This is a genomic window from Mesorhizobium sp. M7A.F.Ca.AU.002.02.1.1 (genome assembly GCF_003998535.1).
Taxonomy (GTDB): domain Bacteria; phylum Pseudomonadota; class Alphaproteobacteria; order Rhizobiales; family Rhizobiaceae; genus Mesorhizobium; species Mesorhizobium ciceri.
In genome coordinates, this window is record NZ_RZPB01000091.1 from 1 (window position 1) to 12,683 (window position 12,683).

10 protein-coding genes are annotated in these 12,683 nt (G+C 62.2%); 9 read left to right on the forward strand and 1 reads right to left on the reverse strand.

The genetic code is table 11. The annotated features are described in order from the left end of the window. The 6 genes from EN879_RS08640 to EN879_RS08665 form a co-directional block, all read left to right on the forward strand. On the forward strand, window positions 1-779 hold a 779-nt coding region (locus EN879_RS08640; protein ID WP_206520929.1), incomplete at its 5' end, for a hypothetical protein. A gap of 50 nt (window positions 780-829) precedes the next feature. Beyond that, entirely contained in the window at window positions 830-1,585 is a 756-nt protein-coding gene (locus EN879_RS08645) for a hypothetical protein (protein ID WP_063167903.1), read from the forward strand. A gap of 119 nt (window positions 1,586-1,704) precedes the next feature. Beyond that, window positions 1,705-3,063 carry a bifunctional UDP-N-acetylglucosamine diphosphorylase/glucosamine-1-phosphate N-acetyltransferase GlmU gene (glmU, locus tag EN879_RS08650; RefSeq protein WP_063170223.1) on the forward strand — a complete coding sequence of 453 codons (1,359 nt, stop codon included), beginning with the start codon at window positions 1,705-1,707 and terminating at the stop codon, window positions 3,061-3,063. Window positions 3,064-3,235: 172 nt separating this feature from the next. Continuing rightward, window positions 3,236-5,059 (forward strand): glutamine--fructose-6-phosphate transaminase (isomerizing), encoded by a 1,824-nt coding sequence (gene glmS, locus EN879_RS08655; protein WP_063167904.1) that lies wholly within the window; start codon window positions 3,236-3,238, stop codon window positions 5,057-5,059. Between the two features lie 31 nt (window positions 5,060-5,090). Next, window positions 5,091-5,393 carry a HigA family addiction module antitoxin gene (locus EN879_RS08660; RefSeq protein ID WP_027161478.1) on the forward strand — a complete coding sequence of 101 codons (303 nt, stop codon included), beginning with the start codon at window positions 5,091-5,093 and terminating at the stop codon, window positions 5,391-5,393. A gap of 80 nt (window positions 5,394-5,473) precedes the next feature. Beyond that, a complete protein-coding gene (locus tag EN879_RS08665) occupies window positions 5,474-6,229 on the forward strand; it encodes a DUF502 domain-containing protein (RefSeq protein WP_024503567.1) in 756 nt (251 codons plus the stop codon). Here EN879_RS08665 and recG read toward each other — a convergent pair. Next, window positions 6,181-8,289 carry an ATP-dependent DNA helicase RecG gene (gene recG, locus EN879_RS08670; RefSeq protein WP_024503566.1) on the reverse strand — a complete coding sequence of 703 codons (2,109 nt, stop codon included), beginning with the start codon at window positions 8,287-8,289 and terminating at the stop codon, window positions 6,181-6,183. The genes EN879_RS08665 and recG overlap by 49 nt on opposite strands. A gap of 92 nt (window positions 8,290-8,381) precedes the next feature. Here recG and EN879_RS08675 point away from each other — a divergent pair, with 92 nt between their 5' ends. The 3 genes from EN879_RS08675 to EN879_RS08685 all read left to right on the forward strand — a co-directional run. Next, complete coding sequence (locus EN879_RS08675; RefSeq protein WP_013531907.1) at window positions 8,382-8,669, forward strand: succinate dehydrogenase assembly factor 2; 288 nt, start codon at window positions 8,382-8,384, stop codon at window positions 8,667-8,669. A gap of 73 nt (window positions 8,670-8,742) precedes the next feature. After that, the gene (gene mfd, locus EN879_RS08680) at window positions 8,743-12,240 is read left to right on the forward strand and encodes a transcription-repair coupling factor (protein ID WP_013531906.1); all 3,498 of its coding nucleotides are present in this window, start codon (window positions 8,743-8,745) and stop codon (window positions 12,238-12,240) included. A gap of 135 nt (window positions 12,241-12,375) precedes the next feature. Beyond that, window positions 12,376-12,683 (forward strand): 3-deoxy-7-phosphoheptulonate synthase (locus EN879_RS08685; RefSeq protein ID WP_164774346.1); only part of this gene is annotated, 308 nt, incomplete at its 3' end.

The following is a 12,683-nucleotide window of genomic DNA, read 5'->3' on the forward strand; positions in this document are numbered from 1 at the left end:
AGGTTGGGGTAGGCGTTCGAGCTCAAGCGGGCTTACGGATATTGTTTCACTTGCGTAGTAAGTTCCGGATCGGAATTTCCCCGCTCCATTTGGTCTTACACTGCAATATTGACGTGAGCCTGCAAAAGCTCGCACAATCAATTCAAAGCTTGATATTGTGCAGCATGAGAAGTGGAAAAATTCCTTTTAGATTCGATATTGCCGACTTGCTGGCGCGAGCGCGGAGGCAAGTGGATGGTCGCTTGGGTGACGTGACGATTAACCTCCCATTTATCAGTATCGCTGTCAGCCCGAATGATCGAGAGCGTAAGGTTGCCCGCGAGCTCGTAATTCGGCTCCGGGATCGCAGGATTCTGTCCGCTTGGGAGTGCTGCGATGGCTGCATTGACAATGCGCTCAAGTCGCTTGGGGAAATCAGGCAAACGCTCGTGGACAAACGGGTAGAGCTTGCCGACTTGCAGGATGGGCCGCTGTACTTACTGCTTGACGCGATGGCTCTGGGTATTCGCCAATTTATGACGTTCGAGGAACTGCTCCGGCGCGACGAGAACGCCCCGCTGCATCCACGCTTTGGAGAATTCTATCGACCGCCTGACACCCGGCAGGCTTATTTTGATGCACTGGAGGTGCTCCGCGGGCACCTGAACCGGTGCCTTGGGCAGATCGCTACGATTGCCAAGATGCCAATGGCCGACGAAGGCGTGATTGCCGACTATCAAGGGCCGTGGCAGCTAGAGGCCTATCAGGAGCCGCCAGCTCTGCCCTCTCCTGACAGCTAGCGCTGTCGTTGCAAACGCGAAATCGACTTAGGCAATTGGGGAGGCAGCCTATGTGGAATTGGTTGAGGAAGAAATCGAGCCAGCCTGACCATGAACTCAAGGCCCTGGCTGAGCAATTTGTCCGGCCACAATCGCTCGCTGTAGCGTTGGCCGCATCTGTGCGCGACTACGTCAATGCAGTGAAAGCGGGGAAGTTGTCCTATCCTGCCCATCGCAGAGAGGGCGCAAGCGTTGTCGAGATATGGGCCGACTTGCGGATAGAGGCGATCCACAAACTGTTCAACTTTGGGCAATCGGATGCTTTCCTGTTTTCGGACCATCGCCGGCAGGAAGAATTATTGGCTTGCTTCCTGGACGAGCGAGTTCACCTTGAAATGCCGCAACCTCGCGGAGCGGGGGTTCCCGATACCATACAGGCAATGTGGCAGGTCTACGTCTACCTAAGTGCTGCAGGGTCAGAGGTGGCCGACCGCGAGACGGATCGGGAAGGCCTCAAATTGAAAGGGCGATCCATTCTTGATCGAATGGAATCAGATTGCGCCGACGCAAGGCCGAGATGGGGGGCATTTCGGACGGGCGTGGCGAGCAGCACGGTCCCCCCAACCATGATAGAGCTGCTACATGCGGACGTGACTGCCAAGGCTAAGTCGATCGCACTGTCCAAGGTGTTCGGGCCCTATTATGAGGGCGGGATTAAGCACATGGAGAGTCTGCTTGCCAAACAAGGAAGCGACGTGGCCGCTTTCCAAGCCTCGGTCGAACGACTGCTCGCAGCCAAGGATCCGGACTATCTTACGTCTCGCTAGTGGCAATATCGACCAGCTGCTCGACCCACCTCACCGGAATTTAACCGCATTGGTGCAGCATGGCGCCAGATGCTACCTATCTTCGATTCCTGATCCCTTTTCATATGGTTGTCCTTTCCATGAGCCAGAGATCCTGCCTGTCCGTCATCCTCGCCGCCGGCGAAGGCACGCGCATGAAGAGCGTGCTGCCGAAGGTGCTGCACCAGATTGCCGGGCTGCCGATGGTCGCCCATGTGGTGAAGGCAGCGGAAGAGGCGGGTGCCGGCAGCCAGGCGCTGGTGATCGGCCATGGCGCCGACGAGATGCGCAAGGCGGCGGCAAAGTTCGCGCCCAAGGCCGAGACTTTCGTGCAGGAAAAGCGCCTTGGCACCGCGCACGCCGTGCTTGCCGCGCGCGATGCGATATCAAAGGGTTATGACGATATTCTCGTGATGTTTGGGGACACGCCGCTGATCGACGCAGATGCGCTGACCGTGGCGCGGCTGAAACTGGCTGAAGGCGCTGCCGTCGTCGTGATCGGATTCCGTCCGCCCAGTCCGACTGGTTATGGCCGGTTGATCGAAAAGGACGGCAAGCTGATTGCCATCCGCGAGGAGAAGGACTGCTCCGAGGAGGAGAGGAAAATAACCTTCTGCAATGCCGGCATGATGGCGGTGGCCGGCGCCCATGCGCTGGCGCTGCTCGATCAGGTCGGCAACAAGAATGCCAAGGGCGAGTATTATCTCACCGACATTGTCGAGATCGCCAGTGCGCGAGGCCTCGATGTCGTGGCCACCGAAGCCAGTTTCGAAAGCGCGCTCGGCATCAACAACCGCGCCGAACTGGCGCAAGCCGAAGCCATCTGGCAGGCGCGCCGGCGGCATGAGGCGATGCTGTCGGGCGTGACGCTGATCGCGCCGGAGACGGTGTATTTCTCGCACGACACCGAGATCGGCACTGACACGATCGTCGAGCCCCATGTCTGGTTCGGTCCGGGCGTGAAGATTGCCACGGGCGCCAAGGTCCATGCCTTTAGCCATATCGAGGGCGCCACCATTGCGTCCAATTGCGATGTCGGGCCGTACGCGCGGCTGCGGCCGGGCGCCGATCTCAGGAACAAGGCCAAGGTCGGCAATTTCTGCGAGGTCAAGCAGGCGGTTATCGAAGAGGGCGCCAAGGTCAACCATTTGACCTATATCGGCGACGCCCGTGTCGGTGCTGGGGCCAATATCGGCGCCGGCACCATTACCTGCAATTATGACGGCTATTCGAAATTCTTCACCGACATCGGCGAGGGCGCTTTTGTCGGCTCCAATTCGTCGCTGGTGGCGCCTGTCACCATCGGCAAGGGCGGCTACATCGCCTCAGGCAGCGTGATCACCGAAAGCGTGCCCGACGACGCGCTGGCCTTCGGCCGCGCCCGCCAGAAGACCATTCCAGGCAAGGGCAAGGAGTTGCGCGAGCGCTTTGCTTCGGCGGCGGCGGCGAAGAAAAAGTAAGACCAGCCCGCAAACCGAACGATTGCAGTAACCGGATTGCAAGAGCGGCCTGTCATGGTGCATCGACAGAATGAGCGTTCCGTTATACGGGACGAAATGCAATGTGACTTTCCACGGCAGGCTGGCCATCCCTAAATAGCGCTGGTTTTCCGGGGAATCGGGGGCTTTCTGCATGTGCGGTATCGTTGGAATCGTCGGCCACTCGCAGGTTGCGCCGCTCATCGTCGATGCGCTGAAGCGGTTGGAGTACCGTGGCTATGATTCGGCCGGCGTCGCGACCATCGAGCGTGGCGAACTCGCCCGCCGCCGCGCCGAAGGCAAGTTGATCAACCTGGAGCGCCGGCTCAAGGACGAGCCGCTCGATGGCACGATCGGCATCGGCCACACGCGCTGGGCGACGCATGGCGTGCCCAACGAGAGCAATGCGCATCCGCATTTTTCCGACGGCGTCGCCATCGTCCACAACGGCATCATCGAGAATTTCGCCGAACTGCGCGACGAACTGGTCCGCGACGGCTATTCTTTTTCGTCGCAGACCGACACCGAGGTCGTGGCGCATCTGGTGGCCCGCGAACTCGCCAAGGGGCTGAAGCCGGTCGAAGCCGCGCACCAGGCGCTGAAGCGGCTGGAAGGCGCCTTTGCGCTGGCGATCATGTTCAAAGGCGACGAGGATTTGATCGTCGGCGCCCGCAACGGTCCGCCTTTGGCCGTCGGCCATGGCGATGGCGAGATGTTCCTGGGCTCCGACGCCATCGCGCTCGCCCCGTTCACCAATTCGATCACCTATCTGGAAGATGGCGACTGGGCGGTGGTGCGCCGTGGCGGTGTCACCATCTTCGACATTGACGGCACAAAGGTCGACCGCAAACGCCAGCAGTCGCTGTCGACCAGCTTCATGGTCGACAAGGGCAACCGACGCCATTTCATGGAAAAGGAAATCCATGAGCAGCCCGAGGTGATCTCGCACACCTTGGCGCATTACGTGGATTTCGTCTCCGGAGTGTCGAAGCCGCTCGACCTGCCGTTCGACTTCGCCAAAATTGGTCGGCTGGCGATCTCGGCCTGCGGCACGGCGTATCTGGCCGGCCTGATCGGCAAGTACTGGTTCGAGCGCTACGCGCGCCTGCCCGTCGACATCGATGTCGCCTCCGAATTCCGTTACCGCGAAATGCCGCTGTCGAAGAACGATGCGGCGTTTTTCATCTCGCAATCGGGCGAGACCGCCGACACGCTGGCCTCGCTGCGTTATTGCCGCAAAGCCGGCATGAAGATCGGCGCGATCGTCAATGTGCGCGAATCGACCATGGCGCGCGAATCCGACGTCGTGCTGCCGACGCTTGCCGGACCCGAGATCGGCGTCGCCTCGACCAAGGCCTTCACCTGCCAGCTTTCCGTGCTGGCCGCGCTTGCGGTGCGCGCCGGCGTGGCGCGCGGTATGATTTCGAAGGAACAGGAGAAAACCCTGGTGCGCGCGCTTTCGGAAGCGCCGCGCTACGCCAACCAGGTGCTCAAGCTTGAAGAGCAGATCGAGCGGATCGCGCGCGAACTCTCGCGCTACAAGGACGTGCTCTATCTCGGCCGCGACACCAATTTCCCGCTGGCCATGGAAGGCGCGTTGAAACTCAAGGAAATCTCCTACATCCACGCCGAAGGCTATGCAGCCGGCGAACTGAAGCATGGGCCGATCGCGCTGATCGACGAGAACATGCCTGTCATCGTCATCGCGCCGCATGACCGGATCTTCGAGAAAACCGTTTCCAACATGCAGGAAGTGGCGGCGCGCGGCGGCAAGATCATCCTGATCACCGACAGCAAGGGCGCGGCGCAGGTGAGCGTGAAGACGATGGAAACAATCGTGCTGCCGGATGTGCCCGAAATCATCTCGCCGATCATCTATGCGCTGCCGATCCAGATGCTGGCCTATTTCACCGCCGTGTTCATGGGCACCGACGTCGACCAGCCACGCAATCTGGCGAAATCGGTGACGGTGGAATAGGTTTTGCCTTCCAGACCGGAGGTTGGGCCGAATGGCATCGAAGTTCGCACGTCCAGTTCATCCTGGAGAATTCCTGCGTGAAGAATATCTCGTCCCGCTCGGCATGAGTGCAGGCGCGCTGGCGAAAAAGCTCAACCTTCCGCGCACCCGTATCGAACGCATTGCCAAGGAAGAGATCGGCCTGACTCCCGATACCGCTCTTCGCCTCGCCAGATTTTTCAACACCACGCCCGAATTCTGGATGAATTTTCAACAGGCCTATGAGCTTGAAACCGAAGCCAGAAAGCTGGCGCCGGAGCTCGAGAAGATTGAGCCGTTGGAAGTAGCGGCATAATCGGCTCTTTAAAAACTTCGCAGTTCCAAAGCTTCGTCCGGTTCACTAATGTTGCGCTGCAACCCGCGCTCCGGTGAACCATGTCCGACGCTCCCAAGACCTCCGGCATGACCCGGCTGAGGAACTATTTCCTCACGGGCTTCATCGTCTGCGCGCCCTTGGCGATCACCGCCTACATTGCCTGGTCGTTCATCGGCTGGGTCGATTCCTGGGTGAAGCCTTATATTCCGGCCCGCTACAGCCCTGACACCTACCTGTCGTTTCCGGTGCCGGGGTTCGGACTGATCGTGGCGCTTATCCTGATCACGCTGATCGGTTTCCTGACGGCAAACATCGTCGGCCGCGCCATCGTCAATTTCGGCGAGCGCCTGCTTGGCCGCATGCCGCTGGTGCGCGGCATCTACGGCTCGCTGAAACAGATTTTCGAGACCGTGCTGTCGAACAAGGGTGACATGTTCCGCCAGGTCGGGCTGGTCGAATATCCGCGCAAGGGCGTGTGGTCGCTGGTGTTCGTCGCCAGTGAAAAGGAAACCGAGATCAACCAGAAGCTCGACCAGGAAGGCGATCCGCTGATCGCCGTATTCATGCCGTGCACGCCAAACCCGACCACGGGCTTCCTGATGTATGTGCCGAAGTCGGACATCGTGCCGCTCGACATGACGATCGAGGATGGCGCCAAGCTGATCGTCTCCGCCGGTCTGGTGGCGCCCGAAGTAAAGCAAATGGTTGTCGTGAATGGCGAGCCGATCGAAGGGATGCTCGCCAACCCTTCGGTTGCCGCCCTGGCTCAGCCGGCGCGCAGAAGCCGCACGGCTTCGTCGCGACCGAACAAGTAAAGCAGCAGGCGCAACGCCTCACCACGCTGCGATTGCAGCTCCGGATCGCGTGACAGGATCAGCCTGGCATCGTCGCGGGCGGCCTCCAGAAGGTCGGCATGCGCCTCGATGCGAGCCACCTGGAAGCCCGGCGTGCCCGACTGGCGGGTGCCCAGCAATTCGCCTTCGCCGCGCAGCTTCAGGTCCTCCTCGGCGATCAGGAACCCATCCTCGGTCTCGCGCATCACCGACAGCCGGCGTTTTGCGGTCTCGCCGAGCGGGTCCTTGTAGAGCAGCACGCATGAGGAGGGCTTGTCACCGCGTCCGACCCGGCCGCGCAGCTGGTGCAACTGGGCCAGGCCGAAGCGCTCTGCATGCTCGATGACCATGACGGTGGCGTCCGGCACATCGACGCCGACCTCGATGACGGTGGTGGCGATCAGGATGCGTGTCTCGCCCTGCTTGAAGGCGCGCATCGCCTCGTCCTTCTCGGCACCCTTCATGCGGCCGTGAACGAGACCGATGCGATCGCCGAACAATGGTTTCAGCGAGGCGAAGCGGTCTTCGGCCGACATCAGTTTGATCTCTTCGGATTCCTCGACCAGCGGACAGATCCAGTAGATCTTCTGGCCGCCGGCGACGGCGTCCACCATGCGGGCGACCAGTTCGTCGAGCCGCTCGAGCGGCAGCGTAACGGTACGGATCGGCTGGCGGCCGGCCGGTTTTTCCGTCAGTTTCGACACGTCCATGTCACCGAAAGCGGTCAGCACCAGGGTGCGCGGGATAGGAGTGGCCGTCATCACCAACATGTCTGGCGCGTCGCCCTTGGCGGTGATGGCAAGCCGCTGATGGACGCCGAAACGATGCTGCTCGTCGATGACGGCGAAGACGAGGTCTTTGAAGGTGACGGTCTCCTGGAACAGCGCGTGGGTGCCGACGACGATGTCGATCTCGCCGGTTGCCAGGCCGACCAGCGTATCCGCGCGTTCGCGGCCCTTCTCGCGACCGGTGAGGATGGCGATGCGAAGCCCTACCTTGGCGGCAAGCGGCGTGATGGTCGCAAGATGCTGGCGCGCCAGGATTTCGGTCGGTGCCATCAAGGCTGCCTGGCCGCCGGCCTCGACGGCACGCGCCATGGCCAGCAGCGCGACGACAGTCTTGCCGGAACCGACATCGCCCTGCAGAAGCCGCAGCATGCGCTCTGGGTCGGCGAGGTCGGCATTGATTTCGGCCAGCGCAAACTCCTGGCTTGATGTCAGCGAATAGGACAGTGCGGCCCGCAGTTTTTCGACGATGCGGCCGTCGCCGACCAGGGGTCGCCCGGACAGCCTGCGGACTTTCGCTCGCACCAGCGCCAGCGAGACCTGGCCCGCCAGCAACTCGTCATAGGCGAGCCGCCGCCAGGCGGCACCATCGATGGAGACGTCAATCGGGTCGGCCGGATTGTGGATGCGGGCAAGCGCATCGCCAAAGGCCGCAAAGGTGTGCCGCCGCATGAAGGCGCCGTCCTGCCATTCGGGAAATTCAGGCACGCGCGTCAGCGCCTGGCCGATCGCCCGGCGCAGCACCTTGCCCGAGAGCCCGGCTGTCAGAGGATAGACCGGTTCGACCAGCGGCAGGTTTTCCGCTTCGCTGGCCAGCGCAATATGGTCGGGGTGGACCATGCTCGGGCGGCCGTTGAACCATTCCATGCGGCCCGAGACCACGACATGCTCGCCCTCGGGCATCGCCTTTTCGAGATAGGAGGCGTGAGCATGGAAGAAGGTCAGCGCGATCTCTCCGGTATCGTCATGGGCGAAGACCCGGTAGGGCACCGACCTGTTGCCACGCGGTGGCGGCTGGTGGCGGTCGATGCGCACATCGAGCGTGACGATCTGGCCTTCCGCGGATCCCGCGATACCAGGCCGACTGCGCCGGTCGATGACGGTGTGCGGCAGCACGAACAGAAGATCGCCGGCACGCGCCGCGCGGTCGCCGAGATCGGCCGGAACAACCTTCTCGATCAGCGCGCCGACTTTCGGTCCGACGCCTGCAAGCGACGTAATCGGGACAAACAAGGGATCGAGGATGGTCGGGCGCATGATGTCAGCTTATGTTGCGACGGCGGCAGCGCAAGGCTGACAGCCCCTTCTATCCACGCTATATGCGCCGCAGCAAGCAAGGATGCGGTACGATGACCGGAACGACGAGATCAAGCGAGGGGCTGGACGTGCGCCGCCGCAAGCTTCTGTTTCGCTCCTGGCATCGCGGCATGCGCGAGATGGACCTGATCCTCGGCACTTTCGCCGACGCTGAGATCGGCGTCTTGACCAACGAGGAAATCGACCAATATGAGAGGCTCCTCGACATTCCCGATACCGAATTCCTGCCCATGGTCACCGGCGAACGCCCGGTTCCGGCCGATATCGATTGTGCCGTCCTGCGAAAGATCCTGGCTTTCCGCCGCTCTCTGACATTCTGAACACAAGCAATTCCAGGAAAAGTAACGAAGCGGTTTTCCGTTCGGAATTGCGATGAAACAAGACCGTGATTTCATGAGCCTCATTCCCACCATCGGTCTGCCGAAAGGCCGCGCCGGTCAGTTCATCGTCGATGGCGTCGCCGACGGCTACGAAGCCTTTGCGCTGGTGCAGGCGGCGCTCGAGATCGCGCCCGACAAGCCGGTTCTGTTCGTCGCGCGCGACGGTCAGCGCCTGCCGGCGATCATCGAGGCATTGTCCTTCGCGGCCCCCGGCCTGCCGGTGCTGGAACTGCCGGCCTGGGATTGCTTGCCCTACGACCGCGTCTCGCCCGGCTCCGATGCGGCCGCCAAGCGCCTCGATGCGCTGACCGCCATGATCGCTCTGGCGAAGAAGCCGCACCGCGCCGTCATCCTCACCACCGCCAATGCGCTGCTGCAGCGCATTCCGCCGTCCGAGTTGGTCGAGGCGCAGACTTTTCATGCCAGGCCCGGCAACCAGATCGACATGAACGCACTGGTCTCGCGGCTGGAAACGTCCGGTTTCGAGCGTGTGCCGACAGTGCGCGGCATCGGCGAGTTCGCGGTGCGCGGCGGCATTCTCGACCTGTTCGCCCCCGGCTGGACCGAGGCGCTCAGGCTCGATTTCTTCGGCGACACGCTGGAATCGATCCGTGTGTTCGACGCCGCCACGCAGCGCACCACCGGTCAACGCAAGTCGATGGCGCTGCAAGCGATGAGCGAAGTGGCGCTGACGCCGGAAACCATCAGCCGCTTCCGCCGCTCCTATATCGAAGCCTTCGGCGCACCGCAGCGCGACGACGGGCTCTATGCGGCGGTCAGCGAAGGGCGTCGCTTCGCTGGCATGGAGCACTGGCTGCCGTTCTTTTACGAACGGCTGGAGACGGTGTTCGACTATCTGCCTGACACGCCCGTCATCTTCGACCATCTGGCGCATGAGGCGCTGGCCGAGCGCCACACGCTGATCCTCGATCACTACGAGGCGCGCAGGAAGCAGGCCGATGGCGCGCTGAAGGATGCGGTGCCCTATAAGCCAGTCGCGCCGGACCTGCTCTATCTCTCCCCGGAAAACCTGATCACCTCGCTCGGGCCGCGCGAAGCGATCGACTTTACGCCATTCGACGCGCCCGACATTGGCGCCAAGAAGGTCTATCACGCCGGTTCGCGCCACGGCCGCAGCTTCGTCGAGGAGCGCGCCGATCCGAACGCCAACGTGTTCGATGTCGTCGTCAAACACATCGCCGATGAGCGCGCGGCGCGCCGCCGCGTCGTCATCGCCGGCTGGACCGAAGGCTCGCTCGACCGGCTTGGCCAGATCCTCGCCGAACACCATCTCGGCAACCTCAAGCAGGTCGTGACGCTGGCGGAAGCCGAAAAGCTCGAGCCGGGGCAGGCGGCCCTGGCCGTGCTGCCGCTCGAATCCGGCTTCGAGACCGAAAAACTGGTCGTCGTCGCCGAACAGGACATTTTGGGCGACCGGCTGATCCGGCGCTCGAAACGCAAGAAACGTCCCTCGGATTTCATTGCCGAGGCCTCGGCGCTGTCGGCCGGCGACATTGTCGTCCATGCCGACCACGGCATTGGCCGTTTCATTGGCCTGCGCACCATCGAAGCGGTCGGCGCGCCGCATGACTGCCTGGAAATCCACTATGCCGGCGACGACCGGCTGTTCCTGCCGGTGGAAAACATCGAACTCCTGTCGCGCTACGGTTCTGACACGGCCGAGGCGACGCTGGACAAGCTTGGCGGCGGCGCCTGGCAGTCGCGCAAAGCGCGGCTGAGGAAGCGCCTGCTCGACATGGCCGGTCAGTTGATCCGCATCGCCGCCGAGCGGCAGATGCGCTCGGCGCCGCCACTGGTGCCGGCAGAAGGCCTCTATGGCGAGTTCGCCGCCCGCTTTCCCTATGAAGAGACCGACGACCAACAGACGGCCATCGATTCGGTGCGCGACGATCTTGCTGCCGGCAAGCCGATGGACCGGCTGATCTGCGGCGATGTCGGTTTCGGCAAGACCGAAGTGGCGCTGCGTGCCGCCTTCATCGCGGCGATGGAAGGTTTTCAGGTGGCGGTGGTGGTGCCGACGACATTGCTGTCACGCCAGCATTTCAAGACGTTTTCGCAGCGGTTTTCCGGCCTGCCGATCCGCGTCGCCCAGGCGTCGCGGCTGGTCGGCGCCAAGGAACTGGCCGAGACCAAGAAAGGCATCGCCGAAGGCCAGGTCGACATCGTCATCGGCACGCACGCGCTGCTCGGTTCCGCGATCTCGTTCAAGAACCTTGGTCTGCTGATCATCGACGAAGAGCAGCATTTTGGCGTCAAGCACAAGGAACGGCTGAAGGACCTGAAGACCGACGTGCACGTGCTGACGCTGTCGGCGACGCCGATCCCGCGAACGCTGCAACTGGCGTTGACCGGGGTGCGCGAGCTGTCGCTGATCGCCACGCCGCCGGTCGATCGGATGGCGGTGCGCACCTTCATATCGCCCTTCGATCCGCTGGTGATCCGCGAGACGCTGCTGCGCGAACGCTATCGCGGTGGCCATTCCTTCTATGTGGTGCCGCGCATAAGCGATCTCTCGGAAATACATGATTTCCTGAAGGAATCCGTGCCGGAGTTGAAGGTGGCGGTGGCTCATGGCCAGATGCCGCCGGGCGAACTCGACGACATCATGAATGCCTTTTATGACGGCCAGTACGACGTGCTGTTGTCGACCACCATCGTCGAATCCGGCCTTGATATTCCGACCGCCAACACGCTGATCATCCACCGCGCCGACATGTTCGGCCTGTCGCAGCTCTACCAATTGCGCGGCCGCGTCGGCCGTTCGAAGGTGCGGGCCTACGCGCTGTTCACGCTGCCGGCCAACCGCAAGCTGACCGACACCGCCGAGCGGAGGCTCAAGGTGCTGCAATCGCTCGACACTCTGGGCGCCGGCTTCCAACTGGCCAGCCACGACCTCGATATCAGAGGCGCCGGCAATCTTCTCGGCGAGGAGCAGTCCGGACACATCAAGGAGGTCGGCTTCGAACTCTACCAGCAGATGCTGGAAGAAGCCGTCGCCGAGGTGAAGGATTCGGGCGAGGTGCAGGATGGCGGCTGGTCGCCGCAGATTGCCGTCGGCACGGCGGTGATGATCCCGGAAAGCTATGTTCCGGACCTGCAGCTCCGGCTGGCGCTTTATCGCCGTCTCGGCGATCTCGAAAACACCGAGGAAATCGACGCTTTCGGCGCCGAGCTGATCGACCGCTTCGGCCCGCTGCCGGAGGAGGTGAAGCATCTGTTGAAGATCGTCTTCATCAAGGCGCTCTGCCGCAAGGCCAATGTCGAAAAACTCGACGCCGGGCCGAAGGGCGTCGTCATCCATTTCCGCAAGCGCGAATTCTCCAACCCGGTCGGGCTGGTCAAGTTCATTGGCGAACAGGGATCGTTGGCCAAGATCCGGCCGGACCACAGTGTCGTCTTCGTGCGCGACTGGCCGACAGCCGAGAAGAGGCTGGCGGGCTCGGCGGTCGTCATGACGCAGTTGGCACGGCTGGTGGAGAAGGCGGCGTAGCTAGCCTCGGACCATTCGCCAGCGCTGAAATTCCGGTCTAGAATAGGAAATTGGCTTCGTGTATGGAGCCGCGATCCCCAATTGGGGCCGGGAATGGCGGAGTATAGGCCGCTGGAAAGAGCGTTGGGTGCAGCGATGACGAAATGGTCGCCGAATTCGTGGAGAGCAAAGCCGATCAAGCAGGTTCCTGCTTATCCGGACCTTGCAGCGCTGAAGAACACGGAGGCCCAGCTCGCAACCTTTCCGCCGCTGGTTTTTGCCGGTGAGGCGCGCAAGCTCAAGAAGCAGCTCGCTTCGGTCGCTGCCGGTGACGCATTCCTCCTTCAGGGGGGCGATTGCGCCGAGAGCTTCGCCGAGCATGGCGCAGACAACATCCGCGACTTCTTCCGCGTCTTCCTGCAGATGTCGGTGGTGCTGACCTTCGCCGGCGCGCAGCCGGTGGT

Excerpts from the sequence above, each read along its gene's own strand:
- EN879_RS08645 (WP_063167903.1), top strand. The coding sequence starts at position 830 with ATGTGGAATTGGTTGAGGAAGAAATCGAGCCAGCCTGACCATGAACTC.
- glmU (WP_063170223.1), top strand. The coding sequence starts at position 1,705 with ATGAGCCAGAGATCCTGCCTGTCCGTCATCCTCGCCGCCGGCGAAGGC.
- glmS (WP_063167904.1), top strand. The coding sequence starts at position 3,236 with ATGTGCGGTATCGTTGGAATCGTCGGCCACTCGCAGGTTGCGCCGCTC.
- EN879_RS08660 (WP_027161478.1), top strand. The coding sequence starts at position 5,091 with ATGGCATCGAAGTTCGCACGTCCAGTTCATCCTGGAGAATTCCTGCGT.
- EN879_RS08665 (WP_024503567.1), top strand. The coding sequence starts at position 5,474 with ATGTCCGACGCTCCCAAGACCTCCGGCATGACCCGGCTGAGGAACTAT.
- recG (WP_024503566.1), bottom strand. The coding sequence starts at position 8,289 with ATGCGCCCGACCATCCTCGATCCCTTGTTTGTCCCGATTACGTCGCTT.
- EN879_RS08675 (WP_013531907.1), top strand. The coding sequence starts at position 8,382 with ATGACCGGAACGACGAGATCAAGCGAGGGGCTGGACGTGCGCCGCCGC.
- mfd (WP_013531906.1), top strand. The coding sequence starts at position 8,743 with ATGAGCCTCATTCCCACCATCGGTCTGCCGAAAGGCCGCGCCGGTCAG.